Origin of the sequence: Hymenobacter radiodurans, assembly GCF_004355185.1 — a bacterium.
GTDB lineage: Bacteria > Bacteroidota > Bacteroidia > Cytophagales > Hymenobacteraceae > Hymenobacter > Hymenobacter radiodurans.
In genome coordinates this window covers 4,239,026-4,259,602 of sequence record NZ_CP037922.1, presented here as the reverse complement: position 1 = coordinate 4,259,602, position 20,577 = coordinate 4,239,026, and the positions used below count along the sequence as shown (strand labels likewise).

Annotated in this window: 14 protein-coding genes and 3 pseudogenes; 10 read left to right on the top strand and 7 right to left on the bottom strand. The window is 51.6% G+C overall.

From position 1 onward, the window contains the following. The first annotated feature begins 132 nt into the window (after positions 1–132). The 4 genes and pseudogenes from EPD59_RS19290 to EPD59_RS19275 all read left to right on the top strand — a co-directional run bounded on the left by EPD59_RS19290 (position 133) and on the right by EPD59_RS19275 (position 6,330). Positions 133–612 carry a MarR family winged helix-turn-helix transcriptional regulator gene (locus EPD59_RS19290; RefSeq protein WP_133274200.1) on the top strand — a complete coding sequence of 160 codons (480 nt, stop codon included), beginning with the start codon at positions 133–135 and terminating at the stop codon, positions 610–612. A 70-nt stretch (positions 613–682) separates the two neighbouring features. Continuing rightward, entirely contained in the window at positions 683–3,091 is a 2,409-nt protein-coding gene (locus EPD59_RS19285; protein ID WP_133274199.1) for a 3-hydroxyacyl-CoA dehydrogenase/enoyl-CoA hydratase family protein, read from the top strand. A 48-nt stretch (positions 3,092–3,139) separates the two neighbouring features. Further along, positions 3,140–4,317, top strand: a pseudogene (locus EPD59_RS19280) (thiolase family protein). Between the two features lie 228 nt (positions 4,318–4,545). Then, positions 4,546–6,330, top strand: coding sequence for an acyl-CoA dehydrogenase family protein (locus tag EPD59_RS19275; RefSeq protein ID WP_133274198.1), 1,785 nt, complete (start codon positions 4,546–4,548; stop codon positions 6,328–6,330). Positions 6,331–6,401: 71 nt separating this feature from the next. Here the strand turns inward: EPD59_RS19275 and EPD59_RS19270 are convergent, their stop codons facing one another. Beyond that, a complete protein-coding gene (locus EPD59_RS19270) occupies positions 6,402–7,799 on the bottom strand; it encodes a hypothetical protein (protein WP_165963668.1) in 1,398 nt (465 codons plus the stop codon). Between the two features lie 458 nt (positions 7,800–8,257). On the opposite strand from EPD59_RS19270, the gene EPD59_RS19265 reads away from it, so the two are divergent. Next, complete coding sequence (locus EPD59_RS19265) at positions 8,258–8,482, top strand: hypothetical protein (protein ID WP_133274196.1); 225 nt, start codon at positions 8,258–8,260, stop codon at positions 8,480–8,482. 62 nt (positions 8,483–8,544) lie between these two features. Here EPD59_RS19265 and recG read toward each other — a convergent pair. The 4 genes and pseudogenes from recG to mutY form a co-directional block, all read right to left on the bottom strand. After that, positions 8,545–10,640: pseudogene (gene recG / locus EPD59_RS19260) on the bottom strand (ATP-dependent DNA helicase RecG). A gap of 72 nt (positions 10,641–10,712) precedes the next feature. Continuing rightward, on the bottom strand, positions 10,713–11,315 hold the full coding sequence (gldD, locus tag EPD59_RS19255; RefSeq protein ID WP_133274195.1) for a gliding motility lipoprotein GldD: 603 nt from the start codon (positions 11,313–11,315) through the stop codon (positions 10,713–10,715). 155 nt (positions 11,316–11,470) lie between these two features. Next, complete coding sequence (locus tag EPD59_RS19250) at positions 11,471–11,896, bottom strand: single-stranded DNA-binding protein (RefSeq protein ID WP_133274194.1); 426 nt, start codon at positions 11,894–11,896, stop codon at positions 11,471–11,473. A 94-nt stretch (positions 11,897–11,990) separates the two neighbouring features. Next, entirely contained in the window at positions 11,991–13,082 is a 1,092-nt protein-coding gene (mutY, locus tag EPD59_RS19245; protein WP_240731507.1) for an A/G-specific adenine glycosylase, read from the bottom strand. A gap of 199 nt (positions 13,083–13,281) precedes the next feature. Between mutY and EPD59_RS19240 the strand changes: the two genes are divergently transcribed. From EPD59_RS19240 to EPD59_RS19230, 3 genes are all read left to right on the top strand, one after another. Next, a complete protein-coding gene (locus tag EPD59_RS19240) occupies positions 13,282–13,587 on the top strand; it encodes an HU family DNA-binding protein (RefSeq protein WP_084443967.1) in 306 nt (101 codons plus the stop codon). A gap of 83 nt (positions 13,588–13,670) precedes the next feature. Further along, positions 13,671–14,588, top strand: coding sequence for a tetratricopeptide repeat protein (locus tag EPD59_RS19235; protein WP_133274192.1), 918 nt, complete (start codon positions 13,671–13,673; stop codon positions 14,586–14,588). Positions 14,589–14,987: 399 nt separating this feature from the next. After that, positions 14,988–16,595: an Rne/Rng family ribonuclease gene (locus tag EPD59_RS19230; RefSeq protein ID WP_165963667.1), complete on the top strand. Its 1,608-nt coding sequence runs from the start codon at positions 14,988–14,990 to the stop codon at positions 16,593–16,595. Positions 16,596–16,771: 176 nt separating this feature from the next. On the opposite strand, the gene EPD59_RS19225 is transcribed toward EPD59_RS19230, so the two are convergent. Beyond that, entirely contained in the window at positions 16,772–17,428 is a 657-nt protein-coding gene (locus EPD59_RS19225; protein ID WP_133274191.1) for a porin family protein, read from the bottom strand. 107 nt (positions 17,429–17,535) lie between these two features. Here EPD59_RS19225 and gldB point away from each other — a divergent pair, with 107 nt between their 5' ends. Beyond that, positions 17,536–18,537: a gliding motility lipoprotein GldB gene (gene gldB / locus EPD59_RS19220; RefSeq protein ID WP_133274190.1), complete on the top strand. Its 1,002-nt coding sequence runs from the start codon at positions 17,536–17,538 to the stop codon at positions 18,535–18,537. 65 nt (positions 18,538–18,602) lie between these two features. Next, a complete protein-coding gene (locus EPD59_RS19215) occupies positions 18,603–19,811 on the top strand; it encodes a glycosyltransferase family 4 protein (protein WP_133274189.1) in 1,209 nt (402 codons plus the stop codon). 6 nt (positions 19,812–19,817) lie between these two features. On the opposite strand, the pseudogene nth reads toward EPD59_RS19215, so the two are convergent. Beyond that, positions 19,818–20,551, bottom strand: a pseudogene (gene nth / locus EPD59_RS19210) (endonuclease III). Between the last annotated feature and the right edge of the window lie 26 nt (positions 20,552–20,577).

Genomic DNA, 20,577 nt, shown 5'->3' with positions numbered 1-20,577 from the left:
GGCGGGGCCGTTTTCGTATAATAAGCTGCAGTAAGGAAAAGAGAGTATGGCTAAGGCGCTAAACTTTTTTATAGTAAAGTAGTATGCAAGCCTAACATATTCTTTGTATGTTTACCGGACATGCTTGCCCCCATGAAACCCGAAGAAACCGTCGATTATAACGTAAAAGTCTGCTGGCATGCCATTTCGCGCATGTATAATACGCAGGCTGCCAAGCACGACATCACGACCAGCATCGGCTTCGTGCTCCTGAATATTGATCAGGAAAATGGCACCCCCGCCACCAAAATTGCCCCCCTGCTGGGGTTGGAGACGCGTAGCCTTACGCGCATTCTGCGGAGCATGGAAGAGCGCGGCCTCATCTACAAACAAGCCGACACGCAAGACAAGCGCTCAGTGCGCATCTTTCTGACGGAAGAGGGCTTGCGGGGCAAGGAAATCTCGCGCCAAACGGTACGTCATTTCAATCAGAAAGTGCGGGAGAAAATTCCGCAGGCGCAACTGGATACGCTCTTTAAGGTGATAGGCCAGATCAACGCCATGATTGAGAGCAAATCCCTGTTCGACGACTTCACGCTTAAGCCGCTTCGCCCCGAAACAACCTCCGCCTAGGGGGCTTTTTGGCGCGTTTTGGTTTTCACCTATTCTATTTTCTGTCAACAGATTACCCGTTTCAGCTTTTATGAATCGAACTATCAAGAAAGTAGCCGTGCTCGGCTCCGGCGTGATGGGCTCGCGTATTGCCTGCCATTTCGCCAACATCGGTGCCCAAGTGCTGCTGCTCGACATTGTGCCCCGCGAGCTCACGCCCGAGGAGCAAGCCAAAGGGCTGACCTTGGAAAGCCCCGCCGTGCGCAACCGCATTGTGAATGCTTCCTTGCAGGCAGCGGTGGCCTCCAACCCTTCGCCTTTGTACCGCAAGCAGGACGCGTCGCGCATTAAAACCGGCAACTTCGACGATAACCTCAAGGACATTGCCTCCTGCGACTGGACCATTGAGGTAGTGGTAGAACGACTCGATATCAAGCAGAGCCTCTACGAAAAGGTAGAAAAGGTGCGCAAGCCCGGTACGCTCATCACGTCGAACACTTCCGGTATTCCGATTCATTTATTAGCGGAAGGCCGCTCCGAAGACTTCCAAAAGCACTTCTGTGGCACCCACTTCTTCAACCCACCCCGCTACCTGAAGCTACTCGAAATCATCCCGACGCCGGCCACCGATCCGGCCGTAGTTGATTTTCTGATGCACTATGGCGACTTGTACTTGGGTAAAACCACAGTACTAGCCAAAGACACGCCTGCCTTTATTGCCAACCGAGTGGGCGTGTTTGCCATCATGGATGTGCTGCAAATTATGCAGCAGCTAGACCTGACGGTGGAGGAAGTAGACAAGCTAACTGGTCCGGTTATCGGCCACGCCAAGTCGGCTACGTTCCGCACTTCGGATGTAGTAGGGCTTGATACGCTGATTAACGTAGCCAATGGCTTAGCGCAAGGCTTACCGAACGATGAAGCCAAAGCTGTCTTTACGCTGCCTGACTTTCTGAAGCAAATGGGCGAGAAGAAGTGGCTGGGCGACAAGACCGGCCAGGGCTTCTACAAGAAAGTAAAAGGCGCGGGGGGCAAATCGGAGATTCAGGCCCTCGACCTGAAAACGATGGAGTATCAGCCCAGCCAGAAGGTGAAGTTTGCCACGCTGGAGCTGACCAAAACCATCGAGCAGCTGGCGCCGCGCTTTAAGGTGCTAGCCAGCGGAAAGGACAAAGCCGGCGAGTTTTACCGCAAGATGTTCGCGGGTCTGTTTGCCTATGTCACCAACCGCATTCCCGAAATCACGGATTCACTGTATAAGATTGACGACGCTCTGCGGGCTGGTTTTGGCTGGGACATGGGTCCGTTTGAAACCTGGGATGCGCTGGGGGTGCAGCAAGGCTTGGAGCTGATGCAGACCGAAGGCAAGCAGCCTGCCGCTTGGGTACAGGAGATGCTGGCCGCTGGCCACACGTCTTTCTACAAAGTATCCGAAACGGGCGCCAAGCAGTACTACGACCTCGAAAGCAAGAGCTACCAGTCAATTCCGGGTGTGGAGAACTTTATCATTCTCGACAACCTGCGGACCACGGGCAAAGTGCTCTGGAAAAACGCCGGTGCCAGCGTTCATGACCTCGGCGACGGAGTATTAGGCGTTGAGTTCCATTCTAAAATGAACACCCTCGGCTCCGATGTTATTCAAGGCTTGATGAAGGGTGTGGATATGGCCGAAGCTGGCTACCGCGCGCTTGTGGTAGGCAACGACGCACCCAACTTTTCGGCGGGAGCCAATTTGGCGCTGCTCTATATGTATGCCATCGAACAGGAGTTCGACGAGGTAAACCTGATGATCAAGCAGTTCCAGAACGCCATGATGCGGATGCGATATTCCAGCATTCCCGTCGTGACGGCGCCGCACGGCTTGTCTTTGGGCGGCGGCTGCGAAATCTGCCTGCATGCTGATAAGGTAGTTGCCTCAGCCGAGACATATATGGGCTTGGTAGAATTTGGGGTAGGTGTAATTCCGGCGGGTGGTGGTACCAAGGAAATGACCCTGCGCACGGCCGCGAAGTACGAGGAGGGCGAACCGGAATTTAACTTGCTGCGCAACACGTTTGTAACGGTAAGCACGGCCAAGGTTTCTACCTCCGCCGCCGAAGCATTTGACCTCGGCTTCCTACGCCGCGGCGATGAAATCGTGGTGAACAGCCAACGCGTCATCGCTCAGGCAAAAGCAGCGGCGCTGGACTTAGCTGATGCTGGGTACACCATGCCCGTGCAGAAAACCAATATTAAGGTGCACGGCAAAGGAGCGCTGGGTATGTTTATGAGTGGTGTATATGCCATGAAGGAAGGCAATTACATCTCGGAGCACGACGTGAAAATTGCCAATAAACTGGCTTATATCATGTGCGGCGGCGACTTGTCGCAGCCTACGGAAGTAAGCGAGCAGTACCTGCTGGATCTGGAGCGTGAAGCTTTCCTGTCGCTCACCGGTGAGCGCAAAACGCTGGAGCGCATTCAGAGCATCCTGACTACGGGCAAGCCATTGAGAAACTAAGGCCGGAAGCTGGTTTCAACTCTATCACTTTCCTCAAGACTTACACTAATGACTGCATATATCGTAGCTGGTTACCGTACGGCCGTCGGAAAAGCCCCCCGCGGCGGCTTCCGCTTCACCCGTACCGATGACCTCGCCGCTGAAGTTATCAAACACCTGATGGCATCCGTGCCCGCGCTTGATCCCACTCGCGTAGATGACGTAATTGTGGGCAACGCGGTGCCTGAAGCGGAGCAAGGCCTGCAAATCGGTCGGATGATTTCCCTGCTGGCCTTACCCATAAACGTACCGGGCTTAGTCGTGAATCGCTACTGCGGCTCGGGTATTGAAACGATTGCCATGGCCGCCAGCAAAATCACGGCTGGCATGGCCGACTGCATTGTGGCCGGCGGCGCTGAGAACATGTCGCAGGTACCAACCGTGGGCTGGAAAACAGTGCCTAATTACAACCTGGTTAAGAATCACCCAGACTATTATCTGGGCATGGGCCTGACTGCTGAGGCGGTAGCAAAGGACTACAACATCAGCCGCGAAGACCAGGATAGATTTGCTTACAACTCTCACCAAAAAGCTATCAAAGCGATTCAGGGGGCAAATTCAAAAAGCAAATCGTGCCTATCACAGTTGAGGAAACTTACCTCGATCAAGCGTCGGGAAAGAAAAAAACCCGTTCCTACGTGGTTGATACCGACGAAGGTCCGCGTGCCGATACATCTATTGAAGCTTTGGCCCGTCTGCGCCCTGTGTTTGCGGCGAACGGGAGCGTGACTGCCGGCAACTCTTCCCAGACATCCGATGGGGCTGCTTTCGTCATTGTCATGTCGGAGCGCATGGTAAAGGAGTTGAACCTGGAGCCCATCGCTCGCATGGTGACCTACGCCGCCGAAGGCGTTGACCCGCGCATCATGGGTATGGGCCCTATTAAGGCCGTGCCGAAAGCGCTGAAGCAAGCCGGTATGAAGCTCGACGATATCGACCTAATTGAGCTAAACGAGGCCTTCGCTTCTCAGTCTATTGCTGTGGTGCGTGAGTTGGGTATTGATGAGGAGAAGCTCAACGTGAACGGTGGTGCTATTGCTTTGGGCCACCCGCTAGGTTGCTCCGGTGCTAAGCTCAGCATTCAACTCTTCGACGAACTGCGCGAGCGGGGCAAGAAGTACGGCATGGTAACCGCCTGCGTAGGTGGTGGTCAAGGCGTAGCCGGTATTTACGAACTGCTGAAGTAGTTCAGCGTTAGAACTTGACAGGACGATATCCTGTTTGTATTAGTGGAAAGAAAGCCCCGAAATAAACGGGGTTTTCTTTCCACTAAGTACTCGGCAAGCATAACATATTTTTGTATATTTCGGTAATGAAACCAAAGGATGATTTTGCCCCGAATGCTCGGCAAGCCTAATAGTTTCATCGCTGTTTACCCCCGTAGAATTAACCTCAACTCTCAACCTCACATAGTCATGGAAGTATCGAACAAACTCAGAAAAGGCGGTGAATTCATCATTAAGGAGACGGACGCCCAAGACGTGTTTACTCCTGCTGAATTCACTGAGGAGCAAAACATGATGTACCAGACCTGTCTGGACTTCGTGACTAGTGAAGTATACCCGCTGCTGGACCGCCTCGACAACCACGAGGAAGGCCTGATGGCGGGATTAATGAAAAAAGCAGGTGAGCTAGGTTTGTTTGGTGTGTCGATGCCAGCCGAGTACGGCGGCTACGACATGGACTTCAATACGGCCCTGCGCGTGACGGAAGGCGTAGGTGGCGGCCATTCGTTCCCGGTGGCTTTCGCGGCGCACACGGGTATCGCTATGCTGCCCATTCTGTACTTTGGAAACGAAGAGCAGAAGACCAAATACCTGCCTAAGCTGACAAGCGGTGAGTGGGCTGGTGCTTATTGCCTCACCGAGCCCGGCTCGGGCTCCGATGCACTAGGGGCCAAAACCAAAGCCATTCTGACCGAAGACGGCCAGAGCTATGTGCTGAACGGTCAGAAGATGTGGATTACCAACGCTGGTTTCGCCGAGGTATTTATTGTTTTCGCCCAGGTTGATGGCGACAAGTTCACGGGCTTTATCGTAGAGCGTAACACGCCTGGCTTGACGTTCGGGCCTGAGGAGCACAAGATGGGTATTCGCGGTTCTTCAACCCGGCAGGTATTTCTTTCGGACGTAACGGTTCCGAAGGAAAATGTGCTTGGTGAGATTGGCAAAGGTCACCTGATTGCCTTCAACATTCTGAACATTGGCCGCATTAAGCTGGCTGCGGCTTGCTTGGGTGCCAGCAAAATGGCGCTTAACCTGAGTATCAAGTATGCCAATGAGCGGGTGCAGTTTAAGCTGCCCATCTCTAAATTCGGTGCTATCCGCCACAAGTTGGCCGAGCAAGCCATCCGTGTATATGCGGCTGAATCGGCTATTTACCGCGCTGGCATGGACATCTACCGCATGGAGCAGGAGTTGTTGAGCCAAGGCAAATCATCGAACGAAGCGCTGCTAGGTGCTGCGCGCGAGTTTGCCGTAGAATGCGCCATGCTGAAGGTAGAAGGATCGGAAGTGCTTGACTTCGTGTGTGATGAAGGCGTGCAGATCTTCGGCGGCTACGGCTTTTCGGCCGATTACCCCATGGACCGCGCTTACCGTGACTCCCGTATCAACCGCATCTTTGAGGGCACCAACGAAATCAACCGCATGCTGGCCGTTGATATGATTCTGAAGAAAGGTCTGAAGGGCGAGCTAGATTTGATGGGCCCAGCGCAGGCGGTACAGCAAGAGTTACTGGCCATCCCGGACTTTGCCGAGGCTGATGATTCACTGTTTGGCGCCGAAAAGAAGATCATTGCTAACCTCAAGAAAGCTATTCTGATGGTAGCTGGCACGGCCGTGCAGAAGTACATGAACTCATTGGCCAAAGAGCAGGAAGTGTTGATGAACATCGCCGACATGTCCATCAAGGTATACACTGCCGAGAGCACGCTGCTACGCGTTGAGAAGGAAATTAGCCTGAAAAACGAAGGTGCACTGGCCAACCAGATCGACATTGCCCGCGTGTACTTGGCCGACACCATTGATTTAGTAACCAAATCAGCGAAAGACGCGATTGCCGCCATGACAGAAGGTGACGAGCAACGACTGCTGGCTACCGGCCTTAAGCGCTTCACTAAAGCGGAGCTGTTCAATACGAAAGAAGCCCGTCGCCGTATTGCCGCGGCCATGATTGAGGCGAACGAATACGTGTACTAACTGACACTTATTTCTAAGAAAAAAGCCCCCAGGATTCGTCTGGGGGCTTTTTTATGCTTAACAAGTAGTAACTACTTTACAGCAATTTTATTCAGCTGTAATGCTGCCGATTTCTTGCTTGGTCGGCTCACACCTACGATAGTTTTGGGGTCTAGCCAAGCGGTGAAGTCCTTTACGTAAGCTAGCTGCTGGTCATTGGCTACGTTAAGGCCCAAGCCTTTCGCCGGCTCTACTACACCAGTTTGTGCGTTCACCCGGCGCAAGTACAAGTCCGATTTACCTTTCAGCTTTTCCTGCGTTAGAATATGAATTTCGGGGCCAAAAACTGCCACTCGGTAGCCGATTCCAGCAAAGGCTTCCGCGGGTGAGGCTACCTGCTTTTTATCGATGATGCTGTGCCATTCTGGAAGCTGAAACTCGTTATAGCCGAATAAGTGCAGCTCACGGGCATGCACTGGCGAAGTATCGCCGCCCTCTTCATATTTCTTTTCCGCGACGACTATCAGCTGCTTTTCCGCGGTGAAGAGCAAGTCGTTTAGATACACGTCTTCCAACCGCTTCGCTGTTGATTGGGTCGCCTTGTTTACTTCTGCTAAGTATTCGGGCTTGAAGCGGAACTCGGGGGCAAACTTCATGGTGCCTTGGCCCGCAAAATCGAACTTTACTACTTTCAGGCTATAGTAAAGGCCTGTCAGGCGCTCCGTGCAAATAGCGGCGGCGTAGAGTGTGGAGTCCGGTTGAAGGGCAAACTTGGCGTCGAACACCATAATGCTCTTGCCCTCAAAGGAGCCCCCCACGGCCACCGACATCACTTTGATGTCCGGATTATCATTGCGGTAACGGCGCACCGTGAGCTTCTTCATCTCGTCGCTCAGCAGCGTTACGTACTGTGTGCCCTCGTTGTCGACGTGAATAGTGGTCGAAAAAAAGCCCCCCAGATCCTGAAAATTGTAAACCCGATCCTTGAGCTTGGTTAGTTTCTCATCGTACACGCTGGCGCTGATAGACCGAATCTGCTCATCGCGGGTGACGTACTGCCACGCCACAATTTTAGTACCGTCAAGGGAGAAAACTGCCCCTGGGCGACGGTTGCGGGCAGTAGTTTCGGTAAGCTTTTTCCGAGGGGCAATTTTGCCGGTGCTCAAATCAAACGGCTGCGCTGTTAAGCTTTGGGCTGCACCGTCTTTGCGGTAGATAATGGCTGTAACCTGCTGACTACTATGTTCAAATCCATCAATGCTTTCCTCCGCTGTAACTGGTAGGGCCGTTGACCAGAGGCGCTTTAGCTCTTTGTCATAACGCTCCACCGCATACTCAGTAGCCGTGTGGTGCGCTAAGATCACGAAGCCACCATCTGTTAGAGGAAGCGTTTTTTTGGCTACCCGTTGGTTATAGCGGTCGTCCGTCTTTTCGGGCAAGTAGGTAAAGGCTACCGATTTTACCCGTTGCCCTAACGCCGGTAAAGCCAAGACCAGACTGATGGCCCAAATAAGGCAATGAGAAAGAGGAAATATAAATCGCACAATGAAAGACAGTTAGATTGGAAAAATGATAATTAACAGAAATAAATAGGATCAAAGGTATCCATCTTCGACGGCATCTCGTATATGGCGCCGCTACCAGTCGGGTAGTGGATCAGTAAGTAACCATTTCTTGATGAAGCCTTAATATTCTGGTGTTCAATATTAGGGTTTGAGTACGCTTACTTTGTGGATAGAATATTGGCGAATATGAAATTACCGGTAAGCGCTTACTACTTGTGTCCCTAAAAATGGCAGATGAGAGAAGTAACAAAAATAAAAAAAACGCTTCAGGAGCTTTTAAATCGCCTTTCCTCGTCATTGTCATTTGTTTCCTTGCCTCTTTACCACCTTTGGCTTTAACTTTGTGCCCCTCTAAGGCAGTCGTTTATTAGCTTACCTACATTATGAAATCATTACTCAAGTTTGTATTACTGTTTAGTCTCATCATAGTTGGTAAGTTGGCGAAAGAGCCTGTTGCCGGAGATATTGCTACTAAGCGTGTTGCTCCCAATGAGCTATCTGTGCATATGGTTTCTTTCTTTTCGCGGCAGGCTACATTGCAAGGTACTACCTCAGGCGATGGTAAGCAGTGGTGGTTGCAAGAACAAGCCCAGCTAAGTAATAATTAGAGCCAAGTACCTGATAAGCAACTAGTTAGTTGCTTTTTTTATGTTCATTAGCTAAGCTCACGTTAGCTGATTCGGCTCCAATTGACAGCTGTGGCGGGCAACGACTCGATATGGCGACGAATATTGAGGTTGTCGGGCCGGCTAAGACCTGGATCTTCACTTAGGAGCTGCTGAGCTGCCGCCCGCGACTCGCTCAGAATACGGCCATCCTTGGCTAAGTCGGCGATGAGTAGATCAAGTACGCCGCTTTGCTGGGTGCCCATCAGGTCGCCGGGGCCGCGTAGCTTTAAGTCGATGTCGGCAATCTCGAAGCCATTATTCGTCCGCACCATCGTTTCGAGGCGAGTGCGGGAATCCTTGCTGAGCTTATAGCCCGACATCAGGATGCAATAGCTCTGGTCAGCACCCCGGCCCACCCGGCCTCGCAACTGGTGTAGCTGCGATAAGCCAAATCGCTCCGAGCTTTCTATTACCATCACGGAGGCATTAGGCACATTCACGCCCACCTCAATGACGGTGGTTGCCACCATGATCTGCGTTTCCTTTTTTATGAAGCGCTGCATCTCGAAATCCTTCTCTTCAGCCCGCATCCGCCCATGCACAATGCTAATCTGAAACTCGGGGAAGGCGCGCGCCACACTTTCGTAGCCGTCTGTGAGATCTTTGTAGTCCAGCGTTTCCGATTCCTCAATGAGCGGATATACGATATATACCTGCCGACCTAGGTTGATTTGATCGCGCAGGAATTGAAATACTTTGAGCCGGTTAGCATCATAGCGATGCACCGTCACGATGGGCTTACGACCCGCTGGTAGCTCATCAATCACTGAGACATCGAGGTCTCCGTATAAAGTCATGGCCAGCGTGCGCGGAATGGGCGTAGCGGTCATCACTAGCACATGGGGTATGACGTGCGGGTTCTTCTGCCAGAGCTTGGATCGTTGCGCCACGCCGAAGCGGTGCTGCTCATCCATAATGGTTAGGCCCAGGTTGCGGAACTGCACTACATCTTCCAGCAGGGCATGAGTACCCACCAGCATATGCATCTGGCCTGCGCGCAGTGCTTCATGCAACACCCGGCGCTCTGCAGTACGGGTGCTGCCGGTGAGCTTGCCTATACTAATACCCAACTGGTCGGCGTATGCTTTGAGGCCAACATAATGCTGGTCAGCTAGAATTTCGGTGGGGGCCATCAGGCAGCTTTGGGCGCCATTATCGGCAGCCATAAGCATAGCAATAAAGGCCACGATGGTTTTACCCGAGCCTACGTCGCCCTGTAGCAAGCGGTTCATTTGCTTACCGGCGCAAAAATCTTTGTAGATATCGTGGATGACACGTTTTTGGGCACCAGTGAGGTCGAAGGGAAGATGGTTCTTATAAAAATCAACCAGTGATGGTACCTCCCGGAAAATCTGGCCGGCTAGCTCTACTTTACGCTGGTCTCGCTGGCGCAACAGCTTGAGCTGGACATAGAACAACTCCTCAAACTTGAGCCGGAATCGCGCTGCTTGCAGTAGCTCAGGACTCTGCGGGAAGTGAATCTGCTGCAACGCATCTGCCTTGCCCATGAGCGCATAGTGCTGAATCAGCGCCGGCGACAACGACTCTGGAATGTGCGGGGGGCAATTTTGAGCAAGTCGGCCACTATGCGGGCCAGCGCCTTGCTATCAATACGATGGTAGTTTTTGAGCTTCTCGGTAGTGTTGTAAACGGGCTGCAAGAAGCTTTGGCCCGGCTTGGCTTCCGTTACTTCCTCCAGTTCTGGATGAGCCATTTGCGGCTTGCCATTGAACATCGTCGGCTTGCCGAAGACAATGTATTCCTGGTGGTTCTTGACGACGTTTTGCAGGTATTTTACCCCTTTAAACCACACCAGTTCCAGCTCACCACTCTCGTCGGCAATTTTGGCTACCAAGCGCTGTTTCGGGCCTTCCCCTAACACTTCACGATTGCGCAACACGCCCTTCACCTGCACATACGGCAGATCGTCGTGCAGGTCCGCTATGTTATAAAACTGGGTACGGTCGAGGTAGCGGAAGGGGTAGCGCTGAATGAGGTCGCCGTAAGTGAAAAGGTTCAGTTCCTTTTGCAGAAGCTGTGCCCGCTGGGTACCTACCCCACGCAAATACTCGATTTTGGTATTGAAGAAATTGCTCATTCATGGGAATGAGCAATGCAGGATAAAAGACGAAGGCGTCTTGGCTCCCTGCATTGCTCACTAAGCAAAGTGTTATTGATATTTCAACGTGTTGAGCATCTGTACAATATCCTTCTTAACATAGTCAATGATCGGGGCGAGCGAATCATTGGCCGTCGCGATAGGAAAGTATAATGCCCCCCGGAAAAAATGCTTGGTGCTATCAGTTGTATAAAACTGAAACTGGCTAGGTACGTCACCCGCTAGCTCAAACACGGCCACTTTCATCCCACTAGGCGTTTGCATGATGCTCTCGTCAATGGCTGATGCCTTGATCTGGTGCTTGCTGGTGAGCTTACGCGCATCCTCCATCATCTTATTATACAGCTTGGGGTTCTGCTGCACGTTAGTATAAGTGATCTGCACATTAGCGCCCAGCTTTGGATAATAAATGTTAATCCAATTGGGCTGTGCTAAGTATGATGAATCCCGCAGAATACGCGCGTGCTGCGAATACTCAAATGTATAGGGGCGGCCCGACGGGAGTTGCTGGTAGGTATGGGGGGGCAAATCAATACGATTATACCCTTTAGGCTTAGGCGTATAGTCGCCCCCAGAAGATGTGCAAGAAGTAAGTGAGGCACCTACAAAAAGCAGAACCGCACTCAGGCTACGATAAAGTCGAAAAACAGGCATTTGAAACAATGCGAAGATGATAATCAAAGGTAGGCGGAAAAGAAGATGTTGTCTCCATCTACTGATTCTACCAATTCGTTCGTAAGACCCTTGAAACGCAAAAAGCCTCGGCTTCGTGCCGAGGCTTTCAAGCATTACTACCCGCTAGGGCAATTTCAGAAGGGCAACTGGTCGAGTTCCGGCTCCTGACGGAACGTCTGAGCCTCCGGAGTCGGGGCAGCCTGGGTAGTAGTTCCGTCAGTATGAGGCTTGCCACCCAGCATAGTCATTTCATCAGCCACAATTTCGGTAATGTAACGGGTCTGATTGTCTTTGTCCTGATACTGGCGCGTCCGGATGCGACCTTCAATATATACCTGGTGACCTTTGCGCAAATACTTCTCCGCTACCTCGGCCAAGCCACGCCAAGCAGTGATGTTATGCCACTCGGTACGCTCAATACGGGCGCCGTTTTTATCCTTGTGATACTCGTTTGTAGCTAAGGTAAAATTGGCCACGCTTACGCCGCCTTCTAAGTGGCGTACTTCCGGGTCTTTGCCCAGATTTCCAACTAATATTACTTTGTTAACTCCTGCTGACATAGCCTGATTAATAAGGGGTTATGAAGCGAAATAAGCCGCTTCCTATTCCTTTAAAGATACAAAAAAAGCATGAGGCATCCAAGCCCAAAACGGCTTAAAAGCCGGGTCTTCCTAGGTAATTACTGATCAAAACGGCCTTGGGCAACTGCTCAATTTCGGCACTAGTAAAAGCTGCCAAGCCGCTAGCCGTTAAAGCCGCAGCGGGGAGTGGCGCCTCTAGCCAAACAGGGTGAAAACGCGCTTCCACTTTCTGGTGACTTAGCACATGTCGAGCTGCGTAAGCTGGCTCCTCCACGCTATTAGTGTCCAATTTGCCCCCCAAGGCTTCTACTGCATCAAGCAAGTCGGTGGGGGGCAAATTGGGGCCATCAGTTTCAGTCAGGGCAAAATCATAAAGGCCCTGCCAGATGTCTTTTTCCGTGCGCTTGCGCAGGTAGACGGTGTCCTCGTAGCGCAAGACCATGTAGTGGAAATAGCGCGTGCGTGCCGCTTTGGCTTTACTTTTTACGGGCAACTCCTGCACCATGCCGTGCTGAAAAGCAAAGCACTGACCTTGTAGGGGGCAAAAAAGACAATCGGGCTTTAAAGGCGTGCACTGAATAGCGCCAAACTCCATGATAGCTTGGTTGAACTCCGCTGGCGAGGCCGCCGGAATAAGCGAGTCAGCTAGTTGCTGGAACACCTTGCGGCTAGCCGGCGCAGCTATATCCGCACTGATACCAAACACGCGGGCCAGCACCCGATACACATTGCCATCGAGGACAGCTACCTGTTCGTCGTAAGCAAAAGAGGCAATAGCGGCCGCGGTGTACTGCCCCACACCTTTAAGTTGGAGCAAGCCGTCATAAGAGCCTGGAAATTGCCCCCCAAACTCACTTGTAACTTGTTTGGCGGTGTGATGCATGTTGCGGGCCCGAGAATAATAACCCAGTCCCTGCCAGTGACGCATGACTTCATCCTCGGGAGCCGCCGCTAACTCCTGAACGGTGGGATAAGTTGTTACAAAGTCGAGGTAGTAGGGGAGGCCCTGCTTTACACGAGTTTGTTGCAAAATGACTTCTGAGAGCCAAATAGCGTATGGATCACGCGTGTGGCGCCAAGGCAGGTCGCGGCGGTGGCGTGGGTACCATTCGAGTAGAGCAGAGGCAAAGAAAGGGTGGGCAGAAGTAGAAGAGAGGGAAGTCAATATATTGAGAATAAATAATTTAGGAAAGAAAGACAGAGCCGTGTGGAATCAGTAAATAATGTTGCAAAACCAAAAAAGGAAACTACCTTTGTGGCCCCAATTCATAAGCGAACAGCTTACCGGGCAAGGGCTTACGTGTTGAATCGGGATATTTTGCCCAGCATATTTTTTCTCTCCATAGTACATTTCATTTACCAGCGTGACTAAAGCAGAAGTAATCGCCGAGATTGCCGACAAGACCGGCATCGAAAAAGGAGACGTGTCAGCTACCGTTGAAGCCTTCTTCAAAGTAGTAAAGGATTCGATGGCCGACGGCAACAACATCTACGTACGCGGCTTTGGCAGCTTCGTAAACAAGAAGCGGGCAAAGAAAGTGGCTCGTAACATCTCTAAAAACACGTCGATCATCATCGACGAGCACTTTATTCCTAGCTTCAAGCCGTCGAAAACATTCATCGGCAAAATCAAGAACAGCAAGAAAATCAAGGAAACAGCTCAGGCTTAATCCCTCTTTTTCTTTCGTTTAATTTTTGCCGGCGAGCCGTCGGGCGTTCCATAACTGGGGGCCCGACGGCCTGCTTTTTCTGTATGGCATCACGTTCCCGTTCACATCAGTTAATTATACTAGTCATCGCTCTTGTGCTGGTGGCTGGGTTGTTTCTGTTGCCTAAAGTAACGGTGAAACCCAAAGAAGGTAAAGGGGAAATGAATCAGGATGCAGCTCGCACGGCCAACCGTGACGGTGGCGGCCCTGCTACTAATGGGTCGAAGGCTATTGCTTCTTCGGGTGACCAAGAGCAAACAGCTGGCCCTGCGGGCGCTACACCTGAACAGCCACATCAGCAGGCTACAGCCGAGCAAAGCCGCGAAATCAAGCAATTGGCCGCGCGCTACAATAAGGAGCGCGATCCGCAGGCTCGTTTGCGCGTAGCCTCTGACCTAGCTACTAAGTATAAGGATATCGCTAAGTTTGATAGCGCTGGCTATTACTACGAGCAGGTAGCTATTGCGCGTCCGGGCGAGCAAGCCTGGAAACGTGCTGCCGATGAGTACTTCGAGGCCTTTGGCTTTGCTGCTACCGAGGAGCGAGCCAAAACGCTAAGTGCAAAGACGCGCGAGCTGTACGAGAAGGTGTTGAAAAACAACCCCGATAACCTCGATGCCAAAACCAACCTGGGCATGGCCTACATGGCCAGCGACAACCCCGTGCAGGGCGTTACGTTACTGCGCGAGGTGCTGGCCGCCAACCCACGTAATGAGAAGGCGCTCTATAATTTGGGCATCCTCTCTATTCAAAGCAATCAGTACGACAAAGCCGTAGAGCGTTTTCGGGAGCTTGTAAAAGTGAATCCAGAGAATGTGAACGGCCAGTTTTATTTGGGCGTTTCTTTGGCCCAAACGGGTGCTAAAGAAGAAGCTATAGCGGCTTTTACTAAAGCAAAAAGCCTAAGCAGCGACCCAAGCCTAGCGGCCTCTGTTGATGAGGAGCTGAGCAAGTTGGAATAAATCGGCAGATTTGTAACTCCGAAACTCACTGCACTTGATGCAAGAACGAGGAATAAAAGGTCAGCCATTCGACAATAGAATCATTCAACCATTTAACCTACAACCACATGCCCTGCGGTAAAAAGAGAAAGCGTCATAAGATTGCCACCCACAAGCGCAAGAAGCGTCTGCGCAAGAACCGTCACAAGAAGAAGTAAGCCCGCGGGGTTAGCTGGCGGACGGTTGAGGCTTCAACCAAAGTCCGTTTATCTCTCATTTAGTATCCTTGAGAGTGACTGGTTTGATGCTTTCCCCGTGGCTCGGAAGGGAAGCTGGTGCCTTGGTGCACTGGCTTCCCTTTGTGGGTTTCGGGGGGCAAATGCAGGCGCTTTTGGGGAGATTAGTTAAGCTACCGAGACATTGAGTAACGAATTAATCATTAATTCTGCTCAGGATGGCGAAAGAATTGCCCTGCTCCAGGACAAGCGGCTCATCGAATATCATTTCGACCGCAACGACACCAACTATTCCGTTGGTGACATCTTCCTGGGTACGGTCAAGAAAGTGATGCCCGGTCTGAACGCTGCGTTCATTGACATCGGGTATCAAAAAGACGCTTTTCTGCACTATGGCGATTTGGGCGAGAACTTCCCGTCGTTGAATAAGTGGGTGAAAGGCGTACAATCGCAGAAAATTACCGTTGGGCCACTGAAGACTTTTCAGTTTGAGGAGCCGCTCGACAAAGTCGGCAAGATCGACACCGTGCTCAAAAAGGGTCAGCAATTGCTGGTTCAAATAGTAAAAGAGCCCATCTCGACCAAAGGTCCGCGCCTATCCACCGATATTTCGATGGCTGGTCGTTACCTGGTATTGGTGCCTTTTTCCAATACCATAAGCGTCTCTAAGAAGATTGTCAGCCGTACGGAGCGAGACCGCCTCAAGCGTCTTATTGCGTCTATCAAGCCTGACAACTTCGGCGTTATTATCCGAACTGTAGCGGAGGGCCGCGAGGTAGCCGAGTTGGATAAGGATATGCAGAGCATGACGGCTAATTGGGAACAACTCTTCCAGACCCTGCGCACTGCCAAGGAGCGCGATAAGATTCTGGGTGAGTTGGGTCGCACTAGCTCCATGCTGCGCGATATGCTCAATGAATCCTTCGATGCTATCACCGTCGATTCGGCGCCGATGTACGAAGAGATGCGCAGCTATCTGGAGAAAATCGCTCCTGATAAGCTGGGCTTGCTCAAGCATTACACCGGTAAGGTGAAGATGTTTGAGCATTTCAACATTGAGAAGCAACTCAAAACGCTGTTTGGCAAAACTGTAACGGTGCCCGGTGGTGGTTACCTCGTTATTGAGCACACCGAAGCTTTGCACGTCATCGACGTTAACTCGGGCAATAAGAGCAACCAAGAGAGCGACCAGGAAGCTAATGCTTTGCACGTAAACATGTCGGCGGCCCGTGAAGTGGCCCGTCAGCTGCGTTTGCGCGATATGGGGGGCATTATCGTCGTCGATTTCATTGATATGAAGTCGGCGGAGAGCCGCAAGAAGGTGGAGGACGCGGTGAAGGACATTATGAAGCACGATAAAGCGCGCTTCACAATTCTGCCCATCACCAAGTTCGGCCTGCTGCAAATCACGCGGCAGCGCGTGCGGCCCGCTGAAAACATCATTACCGGCGAGCTATGCCCCACCTGCGGCGGCACCGGCAAGATTTCGGCTTCTATCCTTGTTACCGACGAGATTGAGAACAGCATCGAAGACTTGCTCGTAACCCAGAACCAGTCGGGTATTACGCTGCACGTGCACCCTTTCCTGTACGCGTACTATACCAAAGGCTTGGTTTCCAAGCAGATGAAGTGGTATCTGAAATACTATAAGTGGGTAAAAGTGACTAAGGACACTAGCCTTGGCCTCACCGACTACCGCATTGAGGACGAACGAGGCGAAGACATTGAGCTGCACTCACCCGCAGCAGCTATGGCCCGCCTCCAAGACCGCGAAATAGAGATTACGGACTAACGGTTTTTTCTGCGAAAAGCCCCTGACCAAGAAGAAAGCCCGCCTCGCTCTGGATGAGCAAGGCGGGCTTTTGCGTAGAGATAGTCTGTGTTCTATAATGTGCAGTCAAAAAAGCCCCCAGCAGCGTTTTCAACAATAAAAACGCTGCTGGGGGGCTTTTTTCTCACTGGCTTATATTAGAACTTGATACCCAAATCAAGCGCTACTTCTCCGTTTTTTAGGGTAGCACCATTGAAACCATTCTTTTTGAAGTAACGGTCCACATTAGCAAGGCCGTGATGATAAGAGAGACCGGCAAAGACTTTTGTGCTCTGCCCCACTTGATATTCAGCCCCGAGGCCACCAAGTAAGGCAGCATCCGGAATAATAAAGTGCTTTGTGGCCTTTTCGCCACCGAATTGGTAGAATTTTTCGCCATCAATGCGGGCTGCCACTAAGCCGCCAATTTTGCCCCCCAGCTGGAAGTAAAGCTTAGTATCCGTGGTAATATCGTTGGTAAACAGCTTCACGGTTAGCGGTATCTCTAGATACTGAAGGCTAATCTTCTGTTCATTATCCTGAATGGTGGTGTTGGCATCATAAGAAACTGTACCGCCTTTGCTGGTGAGCTGTAAGCCCGTACCGAAGGCATAGTTTTGGCCAAAGAAATAATCGACAACTAAGCCACCACCGATACCAACCTTGCTTTTCTCTGATTGAAAATTGTACTGCGAAGGTGCATCGGCCCGCAGGTAAGCAATAGACGGTGAAAGCTTAATGCCAATTTCAACCTGAGCGGAAGCAGTGCCGAGGGAAGCGCCAAGTAAGAACAGGGCTATGAGTATTTTTTTCATAATTAAACGGATAAAACGACACCTGAAACACGAAAGCTGACTGGCTGGCGTTTCGTTTTGGCTATTTTCGTCCCAAAGATAGAACCGTGTATTATAAATCTGCCCCCTTGCGTACCTGTTTTGCCATTTGGCTGAGTACTCTATTGCTGCTGGCTGGCTGCAAAAAGGATAACTCCTGCGAAATTAACCCAGAAGTAGCCAAGATAGAGGCGCCCGTCCAAGTGGAGCGACTGGAGCAATCATTCTTCGCTATCAAGAACGAAGCAGAGGCCCAGCAATTTTTGGCTCGAAACCCGTTGTTGGCCAACCAGTTTCTGCAGCGCCGGCAGTACCCCTCCGATGCGGCGCTGGCGGCTACTCTCACGCGCTTGGCTACCAACCCAGGGTTGCAGAAGCTAGGCCGCGAAACACTGGCCGAATTTTCTAGCACTGATACGTTGCAGATGGAGCTAAAACAGCTGATGCAGCACGTGCGCTATTATTTCCCGGCCTTCCGAGTGCCACCGGTCAAGACGTTTGTAAGCGGCCTGAGCCAGGATTTATTTGTGAATGATAGCCTGATGGTGCTTAGCCTTGACTTCTTTGTGGGTCCCAAAGCTAGCTACCGCCCCAATGTACCCGGCTACATCTTGCGGCGCTACACTCCAGCTCACCTGTTGCCGACCGTAGCACAGGCTATTTCCAGCAAGTACAACCAACCGTTGCCCGCCAACCAGCAAACCATGCTGGGCGAGATGATACAACTGGGCAAGTCGCTTTACTTCACCGAAAAGGTGCTGCCCTGTACTCCCGATTCGGTGCTCATTGGCTATACCGCTGAGGAATTGGCGGGCTTAGAGTTCAATGAAAGTAAGGTGTGGGCTCACTTTATTGAGAAAAAGCTGCTTTATAACAACAGCCCTTTCACTATTCAAAAATACGTGAGCGAGCGACCAAACGTGCCCGAAATTGCCAAAACGGCCCCCGGACGTATTGGTGCCTGGGTAGGGTGGCAAATTGTGCGTAAATACATGGAAACCCACCCCAATGTGACACTGGCTCAACTTATGGCGATGAAGGATCCGCAGGCTATTCTAAACGAGTCGCGCTACCGCCCGAAGCGGAAGTGATTTGAAAGGGAAGCTGCTTTCAACGAATAAGAAAGGGAAATAAGAAGCTAGTTTTAGTTGCCGAAGTGCATATCGCGGTTTTCAGTCAGTATCATACCAACCCCGATTGTCCGGCTACCAGTCGGCACTACACCTTGCTGGCGCATTTAGCCCGCACGCACCGCGTATCACTTATAACGACGCGTACGTGGGAGTCACAGCGCCTTACCCAAAAGTTTCCGTGGGTGCCAGAAGGTGTAGAAATGCGAGCCGCCGAAGTTCCGTACCATAATAAGATGGGTGTCGGCCGGCGGGCATTGGCTTTTGGCCAATATGCAACCTACGCCCTGCGCGAAGGCCTGCGCTTGGAGAAGCCAGATGTTATCTGGGGAATATCTACGCCGCTCACGGCGGCCTGGGCCGCCGCGCAAGTTGCCCGGCTACGTCGTGTGCCGTGGGTGTTTGAAGTTCAGGACTTGTGGCCGTCTTTTCCAATCGCCATGGGTGCCGTACCAAATAAAATAGCGCAAAGACGTCTGTTTGCGTTAGAGAGAGGCCTTTATGCTAGCGCAAAACACATCCTACCCCTATCGCCCGATATGTCGCACTACGTTGAGGCGCTAGGGATAAGCTCAGCTAAAATAACAACGGTTCTCAACGGCACGGACTTCCACCTAGCTGCCGCGGCCACTGACGCGGCCGTAATGGCTCTGCGGCAGGAGCAGGGCTTAATAGGGCGTAGAGTGGTGCTGTACGCAGGTACTTTCGGGCGGGCTAATGATATTCCCACGTTGGTTGCCGCCGCCGAAAAAATGGCCCCCAGCCATCCGGATGTTACGTGGTTATTTATGGGGCATGGCTTTCATGAACCCCTAATCCAAGCAGCAGCAGCCCGATGCACTGGGATTCGCATAATTGCCCCCCAGCCCCGCCACACTGTGTTTACTTGGTTTAAGTTGGCCGAAGTGTCGATAGTTTCTTTCTTGAATCTGCCGGTATTAGACGCAAATTCTCCTGCCAAATTCTACGATAGCCTTGCGGTTGGTACACCAGTAGTCGTCACAAACAACGGGTGGACAAAGAAGTGGGTGGAAGACTACAAGTGTGGCTGGTACACTCCCGCTGGCAATGCATCCACTATGGCTTCGTGTTTAAGTAATCTCTTGGCCAAGCCCACAGCCTTAAAGCAAGCTGGGGAAAGGGGAAGAGCTACCGCCTTACTTCACTTCGATAGAGAAGTAATTGCCGCGGATGTGCAGAAAGTGCTAGAAAGCGCTGTGTCTAATACCAACTAGAACTACTTATGTACTATGTTGTACCTGTAGATGAAATATAAGGCCCGCTGGGGGGAATTTCGGCTCAGTTAAGGAGCCACTACTATCAGGAGAGGGCAAGCCATAATGCTCCGCGTAGTATTTACAAATATCCGTTAGGGGACAAATGGCGCATTTGGGCTGACGTGCAACGCAGATGTAGCGGCCATGCAGAATCAGCCAGTGATGAGCCTTCGGAATCAGGAGTTCGGGATGTAACGCACTAAGTCTTTCTCTACGGCTAGGGGCGTAGTAGAAGAGCGATTGACTAGCCCTAGTCGGTGCGACACCCGAAATACATGGGTGTCCACAGCCATAGCTGGCTGATTATAAATAACGGAGACAACCACATTCGCCGTCTTTCGGCCAACGCCGGGCAAGCGCTGTAGCTCCTCAATGGTGCTCGGAACTTCACCCCCAAAGTCCTCCATCAGCATCTTACCCAATCCAGCTAAGTGTTTCGCCTTGTTATTCGGGTAGGAGACACTGCGGATAAAAGGGTAGACTTCTTCTGCTGAGGCCGCACCTAAGTGCGCTGGCGTTGGGAAGTGACGCAGCAATTCGGACATTACAAGGTTTACGCGCTTATCGGTGCACTGAGCGCTGAGCACCACGGCCACAATCAACTCGTACGGATTGGAGTATTGTAGCTCAGTTTGCGGCTCCGGAAAGTTCGTGGTGAAGTAGTCCAGAAAGCGACGAAACCGTTCGGCCTTGCGCATAAAAAGAGGGAATGAGTAATGAAGCA

Excerpts from the sequence above, each read along its gene's own strand:
- gldD (WP_133274195.1), bottom strand. The coding sequence starts at position 11,315 with ATGCCTGTTTTTCGACTTTATCGTAGCCTGAGTGCGGTTCTGCTTTTT.
- EPD59_RS19250 (WP_133274194.1), bottom strand. The coding sequence starts at position 11,896 with ATGTCAGCAGGAGTTAACAAAGTAATATTAGTTGGAAATCTGGGCAAA.
- EPD59_RS19285 (WP_133274199.1), top strand. The coding sequence starts at position 683 with ATGAATCGAACTATCAAGAAAGTAGCCGTGCTCGGCTCCGGCGTGATG.
- EPD59_RS19290 (WP_133274200.1), top strand. The coding sequence starts at position 133 with ATGAAACCCGAAGAAACCGTCGATTATAACGTAAAAGTCTGCTGGCAT.
- EPD59_RS19225 (WP_133274191.1), bottom strand. The coding sequence starts at position 17,428 with ATGAAAAAAATACTCATAGCCCTGTTCTTACTTGGCGCTTCCCTCGGC.
- EPD59_RS19265 (WP_133274196.1), top strand. The coding sequence starts at position 8,258 with ATGAAATCATTACTCAAGTTTGTATTACTGTTTAGTCTCATCATAGTT.
- EPD59_RS19235 (WP_133274192.1), top strand. The coding sequence starts at position 13,671 with ATGGCATCACGTTCCCGTTCACATCAGTTAATTATACTAGTCATCGCT.
- EPD59_RS19275 (WP_133274198.1), top strand. The coding sequence starts at position 4,546 with ATGGAAGTATCGAACAAACTCAGAAAAGGCGGTGAATTCATCATTAAG.